Source organism: Rubripirellula lacrimiformis (assembly GCF_007741535.1).
In the GTDB taxonomy this organism is placed as follows: domain Bacteria; phylum Planctomycetota; class Planctomycetia; order Pirellulales; family Pirellulaceae; genus Rubripirellula; species Rubripirellula lacrimiformis.
In genome coordinates this window covers 4,354,627-4,373,074 of the sequence record NZ_CP036525.1, presented here as the reverse complement: position 1 = coordinate 4,373,074, position 18,448 = coordinate 4,354,627, and the positions used below count along the sequence as shown (strand labels likewise).

The following is an 18,448-nucleotide window of genomic DNA, read 5'->3' as shown; positions in this document are numbered from 1 at the left end:
TTTGGCTACGCAGAAAACCCGTCGGATTTTTCCGAAACCAATGCGATGGTCTTTCGACGAAAGGCAATGCATGAAAAAGAACCCATCCAACCTGGAAGTATCCATTGATGCAAATCAAACGCACCGGCATCGTTCTATCCCCCAACCGACAACGCGTGGTCTTGCGACCGTTTCAGCCACCCGGCGACGATCGTATCCTTCGCGTGATCGCCCGCGTTTGTACGTTGTCGGAGGCGGAAGTCGATAGCCAACTGGACCATGTGTTGGATGAATTTCATGGGCGTCATCAAGACCCCAAAGCGTTCTTCAAACAACGGTTTTGCGATCTTAGGCACTACCTGCTGACCGACACGCCTCTGAGCGACCACCGGCAATTGCTTTTGGGTGCCTACTTTACTCAAGAATACGCGTTGGAATCTGCGGCTCTGTTCAACCCTTCGTTGGTTTGGCATCCAGACCAGAGCAATGTTCCGGCAGGGTCGAAACGGTTTGCAATGAGTCTGCGAGCGGTGGGCGAAGGACATATCTCGTCCATCGTGTTTCGCAGCGGCACGATTAGCCGTGATCTTGAAATCGCAATCGATGAACCGGTTCGATTCGTGACGACACCGACGTTTGTGCCCGATTCCAGTTACGAGAATGATTTGTTCCGTCGCAAATTGATCGAGCTAGGCTTGGGAACAGCGTTCACCTATCAGGTGCTGTCAGAACTGCCTAGCGAATTCACGCTGGGTCAGCTCGAAACCCGACTCAATGCATCCCTGCGCGAGCACCGGTCTCATCATGACGAACTTGCACCGATCGTCGAGCAAGTGGTGATACTGGCGAAGTCCAACTACGAAGTCCAATACACGGCCGACCATGATCTATCCGAACGGCTGATCTTTCCGTTCAGTCCAACGGAATCCAACGGAATCGAAGACGCCCGATTCGTTCACTTTCAAAATGATGATGGCACCAGTCGGTACTACGCGACCTACAGCGCCTACGATGGACGAATGGTCTTGCCACAGTTGCTGGAAACCAAGGACTTCCTGCGATTCAAGATGCATACGCTGAATGGTCCGGCGGTGGCGAACAAAGGAATGGCATTGTTTCCCAGGAAGATCAATGGGCATTACGCAATGCTGGGGCGACAGGACGGCGAGCATTTGTACCTGATGTATTCGGACATGCTGTACTTTTGGCACACCGCTGAATTGATCATCAAGCCCACTTATCCATGGGAGTATGTGCAAATGGGCAACTGCGGATCGCCGATCGAAACGGAAGCCGGTTGGCTTGTCCTGACCCACGGTGTCGGTCCAATGCGTAAGTACTGCATCGGCGCGATGCTATTGGATTTGGAGGATCCGTCCAAGATTCTGGCTCGGCTTGCTGAACCACTGATCACTCCGAATGAAGTGGAGCGAGAAGGGTATGTTCCCAACGTGGTCTACACCTGCGGTGCGATCGTGTTCGAGAACACTTTGATCATCCCCTACGCGATGTCGGACTACGCCACAACCTTTGCCACGATCGATTTGAACGAGTTGCTGTCGTCAATGACTTCCTAAGCAACGAGCGATCAATATGTGTTGCGATGAAAGTCATCTCGCCCCCGCCGCGCAGCGGTTTGCGGGGGAGTGAGTTGGAGAGAGGGGGAAGAAAGAAGCGACACCTACTAATCGATCGTTGCTAGGCAAAGCACCGAAAATGGCTACCTCGCGTCTCATAGTCGATCCAGTTTGGTCCGCCGAACCACGCGGGCAGTGATTCCCGTCTTTTCCAGATGAGCTAGATCGATATGGAATGTCCAAGCCAAAGGCAACCTGCGTGGTGGGAAACGGGGGTGATCTACCAGATTTATCCTCGTTCTTTTCAGGATAGCGATTCGGACGGGGTGGGTGACCTTGCTGGTATCGAATCACGTTTGGACCACCTTGTCCGTCTAGGCATCGATGCAATCTGGCTTTCGCCAATCTATCCTTCACCGATGGCTGACTTTGGCTACGACGTCGCGGACTATTGCGACATCGATCCGATATTCGGAGATCTGGATGGATTTGATCGGTTGCTGGCTGCGGTTCACGCGAGGGGGCTGAAGCTTGTACTCGACTTCGTTCCCAATCATTCTTCGGATCAACATCCATGGTTTGTCGAAAGCCGGGCATCCCGCGATAACCCGAAACGCGATTGGTACATTTGGCGTGATCCGGCACCCGGTGGAGGTCCGCCGAACAACTGGATCAGTGACTTTGGTGGATCGTCTTGGCAGAGGGATGCACCGACTGGCCAATACTACCTTCACGCGTTCCTGAAACAGCAGCCGGACCTGAATTGGCGAAATCCCGAACTGCGGTTAGCGATGATGTCGGTGCTGCGGTTTTGGTTGGACCGCGGCGTTGACGGATTTCGGATGGATGTACTGTGGCATATCGTGAAAGATGCGTCACTGCGAAACAATCCCATCAACCGGGACTGGACATCCGATCGTACCGAACGAGACCGATTGATCCAGACCTATTCGACTGACCAACCGGACGCCCACAAGATTGCTTGCGACTTTCGTGCACTTGCCGATCACTATGGCGACCGTGTGTTGATAGGCGAAATCTGTTTGCCAAATGACCGCTTAGTTCAGTGGTACGGAACCGCGGAGCGTCCACAGGTCCACTTGCCCGTCAACTTCGGTCTGATGGAAACACAATGGAACGCATCGGCACTGCGACGGATGATCGCAGACTACGAAGCCTGCCTTCCCGCATTCGGCTGGCCCAATTGGGTGATCGGCAGCCATGACGCACCTCGCATCGCTGCACGCGTGGGAGACTCGCAAGCCCGAATCGCAGCGATGCTGCTACTGACGCTTCGCGGAACGCCGACACTTTATCAAGGTGATGAAATTGGCATCGGGGAAGTCTGTATCCCACGCGATCGAGTTCGAGATCCACAGGACCTGCGTCAGCCTGAACTCGGGATTGGGCGGGATCGCTCGCGAACGCCGATACCGTGGGACGACCACGAATTCGCGGGGTTCAGCACCGTCGATCCATGGCTGCCGCTAAACGACGATTGGCGTGATCGCAATGTCGCTATGCAAAGTCGAAATAGCGATTCGATTCTTTCGCTTTACCAAACCCTGCTATCGTTTCGGCGGAGCCACCCTGCGCTGACCAGCGGGAATCTGACGCTGATTGATTCCGCAGACGATGTGCTGGCGTACGAACGCCAGCATGGCGACCAGCGATTGCTGATTGCGATGAACCTTAGTGACCAGATGCGGCCGCTGCCGCTGTCTTCGCTGGATCAAAAGTTGGCGGGCACCGATGTACTGGTTTCGACGCTGCGGCCCGTGACAGGTGGCGATCGGCCACATGATGAGACGCTGGAGCCGAACGAAGGTTTGATCTTGAAAATTTACGGGCAACACTAACATGCGTATTGCGATGCTGGCTCCGATTGCGTGGCGAACGCCGCCTAGAGCCTACGGTCCTTGGGAACTCGTTACCAGCATGTTGACCGAGGCATTGGTCAGACGGGGGATCGACGTGACACTCTTTGCGACATTGGATAGCGAGACCACGGGAACGCTTGACGGTGTGGTGCCGGCGCCGTACGGGGATGATGCATCGATCGACGCAAAGGTTTGGGAGTTCCGACATTTGGCGTATCTGTTTGAACAGGCCGATCGGTTTGATTTGATTCACAACCAAGCGGATTTTCCCGCCCACGCGTTTTCACGATTGGTGAAGACGCCGATTGTCACAACGATTCATGGATTTTCGTCGGATCGGATCATGCCGATGTATCGCGAATTCCAGGACGTGGTGCATTACGTTGCCATCAGTGACGCCGATCGCCATCCCGGTCTCCGGTATGCGGCCACCATCCATCATGGGATTCCGTTGGATGACTTTCCGTTCCATGCAAACACTAGCGATGACCTGCTATTCTTTGGCCGAATCCATCCCGATAAAGGGGCGGCCGAGGCGATCGCCGTTGCACGGCGATGCGGGCGTCATCTGAATATGTACGGTATCGTGCAGGATGATGGATACTATCAATCGGAAGTAGTCTCGGCCAACGATGGTGTGCACATGACGTATCACGGTGCGGTTGGTGGGCAGCAGCGGTTAGACGCACTGGGGAATGCACACGCCTTGCTGCATCTGATCAACTTCGATGAACCGTTTGGGCTTTCGGTCGTCGAGGCGATGGCCTGCGGGACGCCGGTGATCGCTACGAGACGCGGGTCGATGTCCGAATTGATTGAACATGGCGTCACAGGTTTTCTGGTCGACGGCCTCGAAGAGGCGAGTCGGGCGATCGAGCGAATCGGTGACATCGATCGCAGCACTGTCCGTCGTTCCGTGGCAGAACGGTTCTCGATCGATCGGATGGCGGACGCCTACATCAGCGTCTATCGACGCATCCTTGGCAAAGCCTGATTGGGTTCCGTTGCAGCGATTCACCGCGAACGGGAGGATCGAAACCAACAACATGACGACCGGCGTCAATCGCCAACAGGTACACTGATGTGAATCGTCGTCGGTCGCAGAAAATGGAATGAATGATGTCAGGTAACCGCTCGGGCGGAATCGACGACGAGCAGAATCCCCGGGTACTGGTCTCCTTTTTGCTCTGCGAAAGCGACTCGTTTTTGCACTCGATCTCTCCCTACTGATTTTGATTGAAACATGTCTTGGCGTGACTGGTACGATGCTCTCGAAAAACCAACCTGGACTCCCGAACCATCGACGATCGGGCTGATCTGGCAGATTCTGTATCCGATCATATTGGTTACCTTTGGCTACATCTTCTATCGAGTCGCTCGCAAGAAGATTCCGTTTCCGGTGGCGATCCCGCTGGTGATCAACCTGATCGCGAACGTCGCGTTCACGCCGATTCAGTTTGGTCTTCGAAATCTCCCGCTTGCGGCGGTCGACATCGCGATCGTTTGGATCACGATCCTATGGGCGATGAAGGCGATTTGGCCTCACCACCGCTGGATCGCTCTTGCACAGATCCCATACCTGGTGTGGGTTTCCATTGCGACCGTGTTGCAGTTCACGATCACTTGGAACAACTAAACTCGGTCACGGTCAGAAGATCGAGCATTTCGGCACGGCGAATGCTTACGTGAATAGATCAACCCAAAGGCAACTTCCGCATTCCGATCAGGATCAACCATGGCCAGCTATCCGATTCAAACCGTTCACGGCGTATCGTCTCCCATTGTTCGCGGCATCGACCACGACGCGGCAAGTCGTGCGGACGAACGATCGAAGAGCGACCACACCGTCAGTACGCAACTTTATCGCGAGGAAACCGCCAAGCGTCTGGAAGAGAACAACGAGCGGGCGCGGGATCTAAATTGATTGTACGACTGGTTTCGCCGTGCGTACCCACCAAGGCGGCTTGCCTTGGACCGTGAATTCGTGATGGATCCCCGAAAAGGCGAAGCAACGAGCGATCCATCAGTGTCGTTGCTTTCTTCCCCCCTCTCTCCAACTCTCTTCCCCCGCAAACCGCTGCGCGGCGGGGGCGAGATGACTTCAATCGCGACACTTTTGGGTCGCTTGTTGCCTGGCGGATCATTTTTGATGCGCCAAGTCCATCCACCACTGGGCGTAGGGCGTATTTTTGACGAGGAACCGATTGAAATCGGTGTCATCGTCCCACCAAGTGTTCCCGCGTTCGCCCAAAGCAACCTTCGCGGTATGAACCCGTTGTCTGGCGTCCGCTAGGGACGTGGCCTCCATCGCTCTTTTCGCCCGCCGGACTTCACGGCGAGCGTCCATCAGCTCTGCAACCAAGCGAGTGCGAAGTTCTTCGCTGAGATTCGGATTGCTGCACCGCCAAAGTCTTTCGTTGTGGACGAAGTACCGGCCATCGGGCGTTTTCGGGTAGTCCATTGAGGTCCGTGATTGCTTTGGAAGAGTCCATCAAGCCTGCTCGCTGAATCGCGGCTATGACTTGGCTATTGCGGGTCGCTTTGTGAATCAAGGATGCAGATTCTGTCTAGCTCCACTTTCATTGGCTTCCGCGATGCTTCGACCCGAGGTCGGTTTCTGAGCGACCAGGCTGTTCGGTTCGCTTCCTGCCAAACTGCAAAGTTTGAATCTGTTGTCACAAATCGGCGTCCGTCAGGAATCAAGATCTTTATCCGAACGATGCCTTGGCTCCGTGGTTCGCAACAGGGGTCGTTGCGGTGAACGGTAACAGCACATCGCGTACCTCGACGTTCTTCCAAAGTACCAGCGGAACCCTAAACGTCGCTACCTTGCAAACGTTCCCCGTCGGGTGAGGTGCACGACAATGCCATCCGATTACCGGCCTACGCGCGGCGAAGCTGAGGGCACAGGCATAAATCTGGTCATCGCCTGGAATCGCCTCGGTCAAACGGCTGGCACGCGAAGTGCTTTCATCAGCGTCGTTCCCTACGATTCAGTCCAAGATAGGAAGTAACGATGAAAGCGGTTTGTTGGCACGGGCGTCATGACATGCGAGTAGACAATGTCGATGATCCCAAAATTGTGGATCCGGGCGATGTTGTCATTCAAGTGACGTCGACGGCAATTTGCGGCAGCGACCTTCACTTGTACAACGGTTACATGCCGTCGATGCAAGCGGGCGATGTGATCGGTCATGAACCGATGGGCGTGGTCGTCGAAGTGGGGAATGCTGTATCGAAATTGAAGAAGGGTGATCGTGTCGTGGTACCGTTCACTCTTTCGTGTGGTCACTGCTTCTTCTGTAACCGAACTGAATTTTCGCTATGCGATGAATCCAACCCCAACGCGGACATGGCGGCCAAAATGATGGGCCAGTCGCCCGCCGGCCTGCTCGGGTATTCGCACATGCTAGGTGGCTTCGCGGGCGGGCAGGCCGAGTACCTGCGAGTTCCGTTTGCCGATGTCGGGCCGATCAAGATTCCCGACGGCATACCCGATGACCAAGTCCTTTTCCTTTCGGATATTTTTCCAACTGGATACATGGGTGCCGAGAATTGTGACATCGAGCCCGGCGACACCGTCGCCGTATGGGGCTGTGGCCCAGTCGCTCAGTTCGCCATTCAAAGTGCATGGATGTTCGGTGCAGGTCGAGTGATCGCGATTGACCGTGAACCCGAGCGGTTGGAGATGGCACGGAGACATGGCAAGGCCGAGACGATTCATTTTGAACAACAGGATGTGTACGAGCGGCTAATGGAGATGACGAAAGGACGCGGGCCGGATCGATGTATCGATGCGGTGGGCGCCGAAGCTCATGCGGCTAGCGGGATCCGCGAAGCGATTGACGACGTCAAAGAGGCGACTCACGTACCGGCGAACCATCCGTATGTGTTGGCCGAAGCGATCAAGTGCTGTCGCAAGGGCGGGACAATTTCGATTCCCGGTGTCTACACGAGCACGGTGGACGGAATTCCCATGGGGCCGGCGATGAACAAGGCGTTGACCTTCAAGATGGGACAAACGCATGTTCAAAGGTACTTGCAGCCCTTGCTGGAAAAGATCGTCGAAGGAGCCATCGACCCGTCGTTTGTGATCACGCACCGCGGATCTCTGGATCAAGCTCCCGAGCTTTACAAGACTTTCGAACAACGCAGCGACAGCTGCATCAAAGTTGTCCTGAATCCTTAGGCCGGGAATTGTGATGCTGGCAAGTTAGGTGGTGCATTTGATTTGCACTGAAGCGGTTTCGTGGATTGCGATTGGAATGTAGGCGGAAAGGGGACCGGCAGGTAGCGTGCGTTGCGGTGTCAGATTGCCGGATCTGCGTCGCTTGGATCCCTGTTCCGGCCTACGTTGGTTGGATCATTTGCTGGGAATCAGGAACCGCAGATGGTGTGCGGCGTGGGCACTGTGAATCTCGAGGATCCGTGCTCGGGGCAGGCGGCCGAACGCTGGGTGGGCTGCGTAGTCTCCCGTGTAATGCAACAGTCGATCGACACTAGCGGCGAACCGATCCACCTCCGTCGCATCGTCGGTAGAAGCGGGTGGTGTGAACGAAGATGTTGTCCGAATGCCCGTTGGCGAATCGCCGCTGAGTAGCTTGGGCAAAAGCCATCGTCGCATCACTGGCCGCAAGAACGCGAACAACGACATCCAACGGGGATACCCATCAACGCTGGGATCTTGAACCAACACCAAGTGTCGGCAAATTTGGCCCAGCGTCCACTGTCCCTGACGGCTGTATCCACTGGCCAACAGGGAACGCGCTTCGTCGACGGCAGCGGTCAGGTCTGCAAATTCGATGGTCCGTAGATCGTTCATCTTCGTCATGGCTCCGTGCCTGCGGTTTCGGAATCCGACTGGACCAGCACCACCACTTTCCCGCGGGCGTGCCCCGCTTCCAGGTGTTGTACTGCCGATGCCGTTTCGTCTAGCGTATAGCAGCGGTCGATGACGGGTGACAAACTGCCGGCATCGATAAGCGAAGTCAGCGTTTCCAGATCTTTGCGGTTCGGCATGGAAAGGTAACGCCGCAGACGCTGACGCGAAAATGGTGACAGCAGCAACGGCTTGGCGATTCGCCACAGCAAAGAAAGTCCACTGGCGCCAGTCCCGCTGTTCAGAATCAGTATGCCGGATGGGGCCAGCACACGACGGCAATCGTGAAGCGACCGATTTTCGACGTTGTCCAAGATGACATCGTATCGTTGCTGCCCGGCCGCAAAATCAGAATGGTCGTAGGCGATGACGTGATCGGCACCGATCGAGCGGACCAAGCCAGCATTGCGATCGCTGCACACGCCAGTGACTCCGGCGCCAAACGCCTTGGCGATCTGCACGGCATAAGTTCCGACACCGCCGGATGCACCGTTGATCAGGACTTTTTGTCCGGCGGTTACGCGAGCCACGTTTCGAAGGGCGTGCAAAGCAGCTAGCCCAGAGGTTGGCAGCGCTGCGGCTTGGGCGTACGTCAGATTGTTCGGCTTGGCAGCGATGTGGTCTTGCTTGGCAGACACCAATTCGGCACACGAACCTTTACAGGCTCCAAACACTGCGTCGCCAGGCTTCCATTGCTTGACGTTCGCTCCGACCGATTCAACGACTCCAGCAACATCAAATCCGGGCACACCGTATCGAGGCCTGCGCCACCCGGTTTCCATCCGCATCAGAAACGGGGTTCCTCGCACAGCGAAGGCGTCCCCGATGTGCAAGCCTGCGGCGTGGACACAGATGCGAACTTCATCTCTTCGGATGCTAGGCCGTTCCAGTTCGGTCAGCGCTAGCGTCTGCGGCGACCCATATTCCTGTTGATAGATTGCCCGCACGGTCACCCATCCTGGAAAGTGAAACAAAAGATTTGGATCCAAGGGCCCGAACAGCATCCGCTGTTTGTTGCCGAAGTATCAAAGTATACTTACACTGTAAGTCCGTCAAGCGTTCGGGCGCGACATCATGAATTTGGACAGGTGGATGGCGAAGACGAAAAAGACCGATCAGCGTCGCGGTTCGCTACGAAAGGAACGCGTCTTGGAAGCAGCGGTTCGCATTGCCGACCAGGGTGGCATCGATGCCCTAACGATGCGAAAGATTGCCCAAAAGCTGAACGTTGAAGCGATGTCGTTGTACAACCACGTCGCCAACAAGGACGAGATCCTGGATGGAATCGTCGATGCCGTGGTGGGTGAGATCGACGTGCCCGCGGTGGGTGGGGATTGGAGGGTCGCGATGCAGCGTCGGGCCACTTCGGCTCACCAAGTGCTGATGCAACATCCTTGGGCGACCATGTTGATCGTTTCACGCGTGAATTCCGGCCCGGCGATGCTGCGGTACGCGGACGCAACGATCGGATGTCTGGTGGAAGCTGGCTTTTCGTATCCGGCCGCGGACTATGCATGGAACGCGATCGACAGTTTCGTCTATGGATTCACGTTACAGAAATTGAACTTTCCGTTTCAGCCCGATCAATACGCAACGGTTGCCACGCAGTATCTGCCCATGATCCCGGCGGATGAATACCCCTATCTGCATTCTCTTTCGCAGCAGGTGATTGCACTGCGGCACGATGGGATTCACGAATTGGATTTTGGTTTGGAACTGGTGTTGGACGGGCTTGAAGCGATGAGACGGAGATAGCGGGGAGTTCGGTTTGGGGACGTTTTAGGTTCGAGTTCGAGTTCGAGTTCGCGTTCGCGTTCGCGTTCGCGTTCGAGTTCGCGTTCGAGTTCAAGTTCGAGTTCGAGTTCAAGTTCAAGTTCAAGTTCAAGTTCAAGTTCAAGTTCAAGTTCAAGTTCAAGTTCAAGTTCAAGACTTGTTGCTAGTCGGAACGGCGTTTTCCACTTTTTGATGGCGGTCGTGTTTGTCTTTCGGGATCGGTTTGGATGCGCGGGGCATTGCCTTCGCGTCGCGGGGAAGCGTTGGGTGAGGAAAGTGGCTCGTTATTGTGTTTGCAGGGCATCATCGGGAGACAGTGATGAACAGGTTGGGTCGTTTGACTGAGCAGGCGATGGGAATGAACGACACGGTGTGGCAGCGGCACGTGAATCCGTGGAGTGGCTGGACTCGCGTCGTCACCCTGCCGCTGCTGGCGATCGCGATCTGGAGCCGGGTTTGGATCGGTCTCTGGTCGCTAGTTCCGATCGCAGTCTTGATCGTTTGGATTTGGATCAACCCGCGGGTGTTCCCACGACCAAAGTCCGTGGATAATTGGATGTCGCAAGGTGTGCTGGGCGAGCGAATTTGGTTAGCCAACGAACCCGGCACGGTGGCCGGGCATCATGTCCGCGTCGCTCGCAAGCTGACGATGATCGCCGGGTTGGGCACCGCGATCTTCTTGGGCGGACTGATCTGGCTGGACCTTGCGGCCACGTTGTTTGGTCTAGCGGTGACAATGCTAGGCAAACTGTGGTTCATCGACCGGATGGTCTGGATCTATCGTGACCACCAGAGTGTCGAGGGTTGATCGTCGACAAGGCTTTCAGCGAGGAAACCCTGGCTATGCGTTCGCGATTGCTGTCATCCGTCGGCGATAGGTTGGCTGGTCGATCTGATCGGACAGGAAATTGTAGCTAAGCAGGTACTTTTGGATTCGGGCGGTGTCCCGGTCCTCGCGTCCTTCACGCAGCAGCATTCGAGATGGCGATGTGTTGTCGCAAAGGTCCGCCAGCTTGACCTCGCAGGCGATCGCGTCGTCTTTGATTCGCACCACATAGTCCTGGTAAGAATCCGCATCGCGATGAGTCACTAATTCCAGAGCCGTCAGAACCGTTTCCGAGAATCCGCGTTGCCGCAAATCATCCATGGTTACTGCAGTGTCTTCGACAAGATCATGCATCACGGCAACCATTTTGGCATCCAGCGAATCGACGCTCATCATCACTCGCAGGCAATGCAGCACGTACGGCAAACCGGCTTTGTCGCGAACTCCGCGGAAATGCGTTGCCACCAATACCAGTGCTTCGTCTAAATCCGCCATCGATGATCGTACCCGCTCTCTCGCTTAATAAAACCAGTGATTGCAACCGAGCACATTCGTTGTGGACTCGAGTCCCGTCTGCGATGACGCTTGCTTTCGCCATCTTCCCCAACCATCTTAGCGGCCCCAACGCAAACTCTAAAGGTCAACGGAATCTGGCTCGAAGCCGTTTCCTTTTGCGATGGGCGCGATGCTTGCTTGCAACGGCAATTCGACCGAGGGATATCGATGGCGTGAAATTCGTCTCGCTTGCAGTGCGAGAAGGTCGTTGCTAAGCCATCTCGTCCCAACGACAGTGCAATGTCTTCAAGCAACGAAAATCGCTAGAATTTCGACAGCTGCCGATTCCCCAAACGCTCGGCTGAACCACTTGTTGCGAGAAACAGAATGCCAGAGACATCACGAACCGAGATCCATCTAACTCGTTTGGTTTGGCTGGCGACCGCCAATCTGGTCGCGATGACGGTGCTTGCCATTGCATTGGTAGTTGGTCTGCTACCGAAGATCGAACGGGCGGTGGCAGTATCCGAGCGAACCGAAGCTCGTTTCGACGAATTTGCTGATAGTGTCCAGCCCGTGCTGTCCGCGTCCGCTGGTGTGGCGATCGACGGGATCAAAGCGATGGATGTCGAGCGGCTTTCGGAGCAATTCGACGAACATTCCGATACCCTGTTGGATGCCGCGGCCCAGCGAGCGAAACGCTACTTGGAAGGCGATTGAACAGATCAACCGCGTCGCCCACGCCCCAGGAAGATCTTCGCAAAGTACAAAGCCTGGATGATCGCGCCCAACGCTGCGACAACATAGGTCATCGCGGCCCAGAAAAGAGCCTTCTTTGCTCCCGACTGCTGATCGCCCGCCGCGATGCCGACTTCCTCTTGCCAGGCAAGCGCCCGGCGACTGGCGTTGAATTCGACCGGCAACGTGACAAGGCTAAACAACGCCGGCATCCCCAGTGCCAACAGACACAACAGTGCGGTTCCATGTTGTCCAGCGATTTCCGACACGCCTGCACCGCCGAATGCCAGAACCGGTAGCGCTACGTTGCTGATCTTCATCAGTGGCACCATCTTCGATCTGGCGGTCAGCATCGGGTAACCGGTCGCATCTTGGACAGCGTGACCGCATTCGTGTGTCGCAACCGCTACCGCCGCAACGTTTCGTTCGCCGTAGACGACCTGACTAAGGTTGACCGTCTTGGTTCGCGGATCGTAATGATCGGTCAATTGGCCAGGTGTCGAGATCACTGCGACGTCGGTGATTCCTCGCGTTGCCAACATCTGCTCGGCAGCTTCTCGCCCAGACAACGCAGTTGGATCCTTCGAGAACTGAACGAAGCGTTTCCGCATTTGGGATGAAACGATTTTGCTGATCACAGGAATTCCGAACAGCAACAATAAGAAAATGGGATCGTTCATGACGGTATGTTGGGACCCTGTCGGAATTCGTCGCGCAGTATTTCAAAAACGCCAATTGTATACGTTGACTTCCCATCGCCATATCTGGGCGTCCTCCGCATGACGGTTCAGCTGGCTTGCGGATCCATCGCCGCTCGCGGGCTGCGGTGACGTCGTGGAAATCCCCGATGGTTGTCCAGGACGGATGGCGAATCCAAAATGGGTGATTTGCTGCCTTGTGATTTGTCAACGAACGCATCCCGGTTCCCCTCTTCCGCCAAGAAACATGCCCCATGCCATCGAAGCGAGAGAAAGCGAATTCGGACTATATCGCTAAGCTGATGATTGATGGGCTGCCGCCAAAGCCTGAATCCCGAGCGACCAAGAGTGATCTTTGGAAAGAGATCAACCTGTACCGCAAGCTGCTTTGGGAAGTGCGATTGGTTTTGCTGCAAACGATCGTTGCACAGCTCAGGCAAGGAATGAACGAAGGTGTCACCCCCGAAATGCTACGCAAACTGGCCGACGAGATCGAATCGGCGTCGTAACCGCAGCCCGACCTGCGACACAGCGATGAACCCAGTCAGCATCGCCGGACCGGACGGCGGGACACGCCGGACGGGGGCCCAGGGTCTGCAGGGAGTGCTCCGTCGTGACGCGCCGCATTGGCTCCGTTTACAGCCCCGGCATCCGCCAAGCTACTTGCCGGAAGCTGCGATCGGCTGGATCACGAAGGGAGATCCCCCTACGATTTGGTCGCTGGTAATCGTCGGACTCACAGTCTGTTCGATGTACTGAATGATCCGCTGCGTGCCCTCGGCGTGTGAAACGTAGGGCCACGATTTTGGGTTGTACATGGCATCGGTCAGATCGCGAACCAGAACAACATTGACTCCGTTCTTTGCCAGCTGACGAAGTCCGAAGGGCCGACCAAGCACGCACATGTTGGTGTGCACGCCCACGATGGCAACGTTCTGGATACCTCGCGACTTCAAAATGGACCAGACTTCTTTTCCTTGGTCGGTAACGTAGTCGCTAGCAGGATCGATCGTCAGCCCGTCGTGCTGTTTCGACCAGGGTTGCTTGGGATCCAATCCCATCTCGGTCAACTTGTTCGCCCAAGCAGCGTGTTCCTCGGGTGTATCGTCCTCGCCGCCATCGGACTGGTCCAAGGGATAGGTGACCGCGGATTCCGTGTCGATTTTGTAGCACCATGATTCGATTTCCGGCGGCGCTTCATGCCCGACCAAAGACATCGCCCGCTTTCGTGCCGGATGATCTTGGTAGTGATCCATGCAGCTGCTGGGGGAATGAATGATCGTCGCACCGGCATCACGCATGTGCGTAACGAGAGATTGCATCGGCTTCAGCAGTTGTTCTTCGCGTTGCACCGCACGATAGCAGTGGTGAAGATCCCACATGTCGCAGACGATCAGCGCCGTCTGGTCGGCCGACCACGATTGACGCTCTAGCGAGGGCTGCGCCGATTCGCCCGATTCGGGAATCGACCGAGACTGTAGTTGCAACTGCCACATCACCGAATCGGTTTGGCCGAAGGCAAATGGACCGACAAAGACCATTCCGCAGACCAACATCAAGATCGTAAGACGGATCATTCCTGAATCTCGTAAAAGGGGATTGTCACAGCGGGGATCCAGCGACACATCGTCGACACGTCTCGATTCATGGCGATCGAAAAATCGGACTCGCCAACACTTCGATCACCATCGTCTGCAAACCGTCATCATCAGCGGCCACTCGGTCCAGAATGTCGTCGATGGCGTACTGATCGACTCGTTCCATATGTCGGCCGGTGGTGTAGGTCAGCAGCTTTTCGACCAAGTTTCGTGCGAACATCTCTCGACGGCTTTCCAGCAACGACTTCTTGAAGCTCGTGAAATCGTCAAATTCTTCGCCTGTGGAAAGTTTACCGGACGGATCTACCTTCGCGCCGGATCCCTTGCCATTGGGCTTGGGATATTTGGTTCGCCATCGGCCAATGGGATCGAACGTTTCGAGCGCGAAACCCAGCGGGTCGATGCTGCGGTGGCACACGATGCACGTTTTGTCTTCGCTATGCTTCGCCAACTTTTCGCGGATCGTGGTCGCTCCGTTGGTATCAGCATCCAGCGCGGGGACTTCGTCGGGGGGCGGCGGAGGCCGTATGCCTAGAATGTTCTCCAGCACCCAAACACCGCGTGTCACCGGCGATGTATCGACCCCGTTGGCGCTGACGGTCAGGACGCCAGCCATTCCTAGCAGCCCGCCGCGTTGCTTGTTCTGGTCCAATTCGACGCGCTGAAAACCGTCGGCTAGTCGCAGCGTGTCCTGTTCTGGCAACTGATACAGCTTGGCCAATTTCTTATCGACGAAGGTGTAGTCAGCGTCCAGGAAGTCGCTGATCGGTCCGTTGTGATCCAACAGGTTTCGGAAGAACTGGCGAGCTTCCTGCTTCATCGAATCGGGCAGGTTTTCCGAGTAATATTGCCAAGCGTCCTTGCGAGGCGGCGGAAGATTTCCGATGTCTCGAAGATTCAACCAGCCGTCCAGAAATCCTTTGACGAACTCTTCCGATCGCTTGTCAGCCAGCATACGTCTAGCCTGCGACTTCAGTTCGTCCAACTCGTTCAACCGCCCCGACTCGGCCGCGGCAAACAGTTCCTGGTCGGGCGGGCATCCCCACAATGCATACGACAGTCGCGAAGCAAGATCGAATGGTCCCAGTTGGTCCGCACCTGGGGCCGTGACTTCGCTGAGGTACAGAAACGACGGTGAACACAGAATGAACTTCACCGTGTCCAAGGCCGCCTGGCGTGCCGATGCGTCCTCGGACAACCGTTTCTGATAGATGGATTCAATCCTGCCGCGATCCGATTCGATCAGCGGGCGTCGGAAGGCTTTTTGCGCAAACGCGTAAAGTTGCAGCAACGCCTTGTCTTCTTGAAATCCTTCGTCTCCGAACACGGCTTGTTCTTCCTTGCCGCCGGCAGGTTCCTGCACCGGGCCTTGGATTTTGATTTCACCGATCTTGATATGCGGCAGTGCTCCTTCGCGAAGCAGCGTGCTACGACTGACACCCTCTTTCGGATTCTTGAATTCGTCCTTGTATCGTTTGTTGGCGGCAATGACGGAAGCACGCGATTCGTAGGGCCCGTTCGGGAAGATGAAACGCGGCGTTTGACCGGCATCCAGCCACACTCGGAAACTGAGCCATTCCGGTTGATCGTCGGGGACAATCGCGGTTCCCAGAATCGGCTCGATCGCTTGCGGGTAATGGATATGACCCTTGGTTGCGTCGCCCGGAACAACCGCTAGCTGGAAGGGTTCCGAGAAGTCGATGCGAAAGATTTTCGGGTCATAGTGGGTATCGCGGTGCATCGCTTGTGCGTGCACTTCAATGTCGTACATCCCAGATACCGGCACGCCCTCTAAAAAGTCCTCGATGTGACCGTAACCACCCTGCCGCGTGTCGGTATTGGGCTGTTCATACAGACACAGGAATTTGAATTTGAAGACGGCTTGGTGCGAACCGGTCAGTTCTTCGTACTGGCGGAAATTGTCGGTGAAATGCCACGACTTTGGCACCATCTCTGGTTTGCCCAAGCGAATATCGACCAAGCGAGAAGCGGCTTGGAAATATTGGTCTAGCAGAAACCCCGATGTCACCAACGATTCGCCAACCGTGTCCATGTGTTGGCTGGTATTATCTTTGGGGAAATCGGCGGTTAGCCCCAGAGTGTCGACGCGGCGACCAAACAGTGTTGCCAACGTCGTTTCGTATTCGCGATTGGAAAGCCGACGCATCACCGTTCGACCACCCGTGGACCGGAATTGATCGCGTGCCAGTTCGATACCGCTGCGGAGATCACTGACCAAAGCCAAACGATCCTCGTCCGTGGGCTGTTCGGCGTCTTGGGGTGGCATCAATTTCAATGTCACCTGGTCGATCACTTCGTCGGCCGTGATCAGCTGGTCTTGCGTCTGGATCGGCAATGCAAATGAATCAAATTCACGCTCGCCCTCTGCGGTATCGGCGCTGTGGCAATCGACGCAGTAGCGAGTCAAAAACTGGGTGACTCGGACTGCTCGGTCCGAATCGGTTTCGGACAACTTCGAATCGGAATCCGGCTCCATCGCAAACGTCGTCCCGTTGGTCAGTAGACAAGCGGCGAAGAAGCAAACGACTGGCAACGTCTGGGATCGAAGGATCCGAACGAAGTTCATAGCGGTCATGTTCAAGCGAAGCTGCCAGTGCTGGTTCCGAACGATTCGGTTGGGACACCCATTCGCTGAGCGATGTCGACGTACAAATTGCAAAGTGGAACACTTCCCGAGTGTTTCGAATCCACCTTTTTGAATTCGCCGCGACCGTAACCACCGCCGGCCAGAACGATCGGCAGATCACTGTTGGTGTGCGAGCTGCCGTTGCCCATTCCACTTCCGAACAGTACCGCCGTTGAATCCAACAGCGACTGCTGGCCATCTTGGATTCCGGCCAGCCGCGTCAGGAATTTACCGTAATGCTCTAACTGATAAGTTTCCAGCTTGACCAAATCGGCGATCGCATCTTCGTCGTTTCCGTGGTGCGAAAGACTGTGATAAGACTTGTCGATGCCAAGGTTTTGCGGCAGGAAGCTACCGCCAATTTCTAGCGTCGCAACACGTGTCGAATCGGTCTGCAAAGCCAATGCGATCAGTTCATACAACATCGGCAGGTCGTCGACGGTATTCGTGTCCGCGGGTTTATCGAACGGTGCCTCGGGCTTGGGCTGATCGGCCCATGTTCGCCGTGCCTGAAGCCGCTTTTCGACGTCGCGAATGGAGCTGAAATACTCGTCCAGCTTCGACTTGTCTTCTTGGTTGACTCGCTTGGAAAGCCAGCCAGCTTCGTCCATGATCGAATCCAGTACCGAAGCTTGCAGCGAGTTCGCTTTGACTTGCCGCGCGTGACGTTCCTTCGAATCGGTCGTGAACAATTGGTCAAACAGGGCTGCCGGGCCTGTGATCGGTGGAACACGGACACCCGATTTCGTCCACGACATTTGGCAGCCACCGTGGATCCCACCTTCGGAACCCACCGTCAACGACGCGAACCGCGTTTGTTTGCCAACTTCGTCAGCAATGAATTGATCGATCGTAACGTTTCCGTCACGTCGGTTCTTCGACTCGTGATGCAGCACGCCCGACAGGAATGTGTGCACCGCAAAGTGACCGCCACGCAGGCCGTGGTCGAGTCCACGATAGACCGTGATCTGATCGCGATTGGCGGCCAACGGTTTCAGCAGGGGTGTTTCTTCGAATTCTCGTCCCGTTGTCTCCGGGAAGAAATGCTTCTGTTGGAACCCGAGCAGGTTACCGACGGCAACAAAACGACGGGCACCGACACCCGCGCCACGAGTGGTTTCGATGGGCGTATTGCCAGGCACCGTGTCAGCCATCACCGATGACAATCCCGGCAGCGCAAGCGAACCGGCTACGGACTGAATGACGAAACGCCGACGACCAAGATTCTTTTGTTTTGACATGGGCCCATTGTAGCCTGTAAGGGCGTGCAATCCAACATCACAGCGGCGGTAGAAAGCAACCCACCTGGCGACGCATTTCAACGGCCCATGTCCCCCCCATCCAGGATCCCACTACGT

The 18,448-nt window shown here is 55.8% G+C and carries 18 protein-coding genes; 10 read left to right on the top strand and 8 right to left on the bottom strand.

The window, feature by feature from the left end; all coding sequences use genetic code 11:
- The first annotated feature begins 107 nt into the window (after positions 1 to 107).
- The 5 genes from K227x_RS15245 (at position 108) to K227x_RS15225 (ending at position 5,360) form a co-directional block, all read left to right on the top strand.
- Positions 108 to 1,556: a glycoside hydrolase family 130 protein gene (locus K227x_RS15245; RefSeq protein WP_145170740.1), complete on the top strand. Its 1,449-nt coding sequence runs from the start codon at positions 108 to 110 to the stop codon at positions 1,554 to 1,556.
- Between the two features lie 230 nt (positions 1,557 to 1,786).
- Entirely contained in the window at positions 1,787 to 3,415 is a 1,629-nt protein-coding gene (locus tag K227x_RS15240; protein ID WP_145170738.1) for an alpha-amylase family glycosyl hydrolase, read from the top strand.
- A gap of 1 nt (position 3,416) precedes the next feature.
- Positions 3,417 to 4,430 (top strand): glycosyltransferase family 4 protein, encoded by a 1,014-nt coding sequence (locus K227x_RS15235; RefSeq protein ID WP_145170735.1) that lies wholly within the window; start codon positions 3,417 to 3,419, stop codon positions 4,428 to 4,430.
- Positions 4,431 to 4,679: 249 nt separating this feature from the next.
- Positions 4,680 to 5,072 carry a TspO/MBR family protein gene (locus K227x_RS15230; RefSeq protein ID WP_145170733.1) on the top strand — a complete coding sequence of 131 codons (393 nt, stop codon included), beginning with the start codon at positions 4,680 to 4,682 and terminating at the stop codon, positions 5,070 to 5,072.
- A gap of 99 nt (positions 5,073 to 5,171) precedes the next feature.
- On the top strand, positions 5,172 to 5,360 hold the full coding sequence (locus tag K227x_RS15225; protein ID WP_145170731.1) for a hypothetical protein: 189 nt from the start codon (positions 5,172 to 5,174) through the stop codon (positions 5,358 to 5,360).
- A 216-nt stretch (positions 5,361 to 5,576) separates the two neighbouring features.
- Here K227x_RS15225 and K227x_RS15220 read toward each other — a convergent pair whose 3' ends face one another.
- Entirely contained in the window at positions 5,577 to 5,897 is a 321-nt protein-coding gene (locus tag K227x_RS15220) for a hypothetical protein (RefSeq protein ID WP_145170729.1), read from the bottom strand.
- Positions 5,898 to 6,452: 555 nt separating this feature from the next.
- Here K227x_RS15220 and K227x_RS15215 point away from each other — a divergent pair.
- A complete protein-coding gene (locus tag K227x_RS15215; protein WP_145170727.1) occupies positions 6,453 to 7,625 on the top strand; it encodes a zinc-dependent alcohol dehydrogenase in 1,173 nt (390 codons plus the stop codon).
- A gap of 174 nt (positions 7,626 to 7,799) precedes the next feature.
- Here the strand turns inward: K227x_RS15215 and K227x_RS15210 are convergent, their stop codons facing one another.
- Both K227x_RS15210 and K227x_RS15205 read right to left on the bottom strand, forming a co-directional pair.
- Positions 7,800 to 8,258: a DUF1569 domain-containing protein gene (locus K227x_RS15210; RefSeq protein WP_145177934.1), complete on the bottom strand. Its 459-nt coding sequence runs from the start codon at positions 8,256 to 8,258 to the stop codon at positions 7,800 to 7,802.
- A 5-nt stretch (positions 8,259 to 8,263) separates the two neighbouring features.
- Entirely contained in the window at positions 8,264 to 9,289 is a 1,026-nt protein-coding gene (locus K227x_RS15205; protein ID WP_246145825.1) for an NAD(P)-dependent alcohol dehydrogenase, read from the bottom strand.
- 118 nt (positions 9,290 to 9,407) lie between these two features.
- Here K227x_RS15205 and K227x_RS15200 point away from each other — a divergent pair, with 118 nt between their 5' ends.
- Both K227x_RS15200 and K227x_RS15195 read left to right on the top strand, forming a co-directional pair.
- Positions 9,408 to 10,070 carry a TetR/AcrR family transcriptional regulator C-terminal domain-containing protein gene (locus tag K227x_RS15200; RefSeq protein ID WP_145170725.1) on the top strand — a complete coding sequence of 221 codons (663 nt, stop codon included), beginning with the start codon at positions 9,408 to 9,410 and terminating at the stop codon, positions 10,068 to 10,070.
- A 337-nt stretch (positions 10,071 to 10,407) separates the two neighbouring features.
- Complete coding sequence (locus K227x_RS15195; RefSeq protein WP_145170723.1) at positions 10,408 to 10,896, top strand: DUF6653 family protein; 489 nt, start codon at positions 10,408 to 10,410, stop codon at positions 10,894 to 10,896.
- A 33-nt stretch (positions 10,897 to 10,929) separates the two neighbouring features.
- Here the strand turns inward: K227x_RS15195 and K227x_RS15190 are convergent, their stop codons facing one another.
- Positions 10,930 to 11,409 carry an HD domain-containing protein gene (locus tag K227x_RS15190; protein ID WP_145170721.1) on the bottom strand — a complete coding sequence of 160 codons (480 nt, stop codon included), beginning with the start codon at positions 11,407 to 11,409 and terminating at the stop codon, positions 10,930 to 10,932.
- Positions 11,410 to 11,796: 387 nt separating this feature from the next.
- Here K227x_RS15190 and K227x_RS15185 point away from each other — a divergent pair, with 387 nt between their 5' ends.
- Positions 11,797 to 12,129, top strand: coding sequence for a hypothetical protein (locus K227x_RS15185; RefSeq protein WP_145170719.1), 333 nt, complete (start codon positions 11,797 to 11,799; stop codon positions 12,127 to 12,129).
- A 5-nt stretch (positions 12,130 to 12,134) separates the two neighbouring features.
- On the opposite strand, the gene K227x_RS15180 is transcribed toward K227x_RS15185, so the two are convergent.
- Complete coding sequence (locus tag K227x_RS15180) at positions 12,135 to 12,827, bottom strand: zinc metallopeptidase (protein ID WP_145170717.1); 693 nt, start codon at positions 12,825 to 12,827, stop codon at positions 12,135 to 12,137.
- Positions 12,828 to 13,099: 272 nt separating this feature from the next.
- Between K227x_RS15180 and K227x_RS15175 the strand changes: the two genes are divergently transcribed.
- Positions 13,100 to 13,354 (top strand): hypothetical protein, encoded by a 255-nt coding sequence (locus tag K227x_RS15175; protein ID WP_145170715.1) that lies wholly within the window; start codon positions 13,100 to 13,102, stop codon positions 13,352 to 13,354.
- Positions 13,355 to 13,504: 150 nt separating this feature from the next.
- Here the strand turns inward: K227x_RS15175 and K227x_RS15170 are convergent, their stop codons facing one another.
- From K227x_RS15170 to K227x_RS15160, 3 genes are all read right to left on the bottom strand, one after another.
- Positions 13,505 to 14,422 (bottom strand): isochorismatase family protein, encoded by a 918-nt coding sequence (locus K227x_RS15170; protein ID WP_145170713.1) that lies wholly within the window; start codon positions 14,420 to 14,422, stop codon positions 13,505 to 13,507.
- A 67-nt stretch (positions 14,423 to 14,489) separates the two neighbouring features.
- Positions 14,490 to 17,039 (bottom strand): DUF1592 domain-containing protein, encoded by a 2,550-nt coding sequence (locus tag K227x_RS15165; RefSeq protein ID WP_246145824.1) that lies wholly within the window; start codon positions 17,037 to 17,039, stop codon positions 14,490 to 14,492.
- Between the two features lie 2 nt (positions 17,040 to 17,041).
- Positions 17,042 to 18,331, bottom strand: a complete 1,290-nt coding sequence (locus K227x_RS15160) for a DUF1552 domain-containing protein (protein WP_145170711.1) — start codon at positions 18,329 to 18,331, stop codon at positions 17,042 to 17,044.
- Positions 18,332 to 18,448: the final 117 nt, after the last annotated feature.

Excerpts from the sequence above, each read along its gene's own strand:
- K227x_RS15245 (WP_145170740.1), top strand. The coding sequence starts at position 108 with ATGCAAATCAAACGCACCGGCATCGTTCTATCCCCCAACCGACAACGC.
- K227x_RS15240 (WP_145170738.1), top strand. The coding sequence starts at position 1,787 with ATGGAATGTCCAAGCCAAAGGCAACCTGCGTGGTGGGAAACGGGGGTG.
- K227x_RS15235 (WP_145170735.1), top strand. The coding sequence starts at position 3,417 with ATGCGTATTGCGATGCTGGCTCCGATTGCGTGGCGAACGCCGCCTAGA.
- K227x_RS15230 (WP_145170733.1), top strand. The coding sequence starts at position 4,680 with ATGTCTTGGCGTGACTGGTACGATGCTCTCGAAAAACCAACCTGGACT.
- K227x_RS15225 (WP_145170731.1), top strand. The coding sequence starts at position 5,172 with ATGGCCAGCTATCCGATTCAAACCGTTCACGGCGTATCGTCTCCCATT.
- K227x_RS15220 (WP_145170729.1), bottom strand. The coding sequence starts at position 5,897 with ATGGACTACCCGAAAACGCCCGATGGCCGGTACTTCGTCCACAACGAA.
- K227x_RS15215 (WP_145170727.1), top strand. The coding sequence starts at position 6,453 with ATGAAAGCGGTTTGTTGGCACGGGCGTCATGACATGCGAGTAGACAAT.
- K227x_RS15210 (WP_145177934.1), bottom strand. The coding sequence starts at position 8,258 with ATGAACGATCTACGGACCATCGAATTTGCAGACCTGACCGCTGCCGTC.
- K227x_RS15200 (WP_145170725.1), top strand. The coding sequence starts at position 9,408 with ATGGCGAAGACGAAAAAGACCGATCAGCGTCGCGGTTCGCTACGAAAG.
- K227x_RS15195 (WP_145170723.1), top strand. The coding sequence starts at position 10,408 with ATGAACAGGTTGGGTCGTTTGACTGAGCAGGCGATGGGAATGAACGAC.
- K227x_RS15190 (WP_145170721.1), bottom strand. The coding sequence starts at position 11,409 with ATGGCGGATTTAGACGAAGCACTGGTATTGGTGGCAACGCATTTCCGC.
- K227x_RS15185 (WP_145170719.1), top strand. The coding sequence starts at position 11,797 with ATGCCAGAGACATCACGAACCGAGATCCATCTAACTCGTTTGGTTTGG.
- K227x_RS15180 (WP_145170717.1), bottom strand. The coding sequence starts at position 12,827 with ATGAACGATCCCATTTTCTTATTGTTGCTGTTCGGAATTCCTGTGATC.
- K227x_RS15175 (WP_145170715.1), top strand. The coding sequence starts at position 13,100 with ATGCCATCGAAGCGAGAGAAAGCGAATTCGGACTATATCGCTAAGCTG.
- K227x_RS15170 (WP_145170713.1), bottom strand. The coding sequence starts at position 14,422 with ATGATCCGTCTTACGATCTTGATGTTGGTCTGCGGAATGGTCTTTGTC.
- K227x_RS15165 (WP_246145824.1), bottom strand. The coding sequence starts at position 17,039 with ATGACCGCTATGAACTTCGTTCGGATCCTTCGATCCCAGACGTTGCCA.
- K227x_RS15160 (WP_145170711.1), bottom strand. The coding sequence starts at position 18,331 with ATGTCAAAACAAAAGAATCTTGGTCGTCGGCGTTTCGTCATTCAGTCC.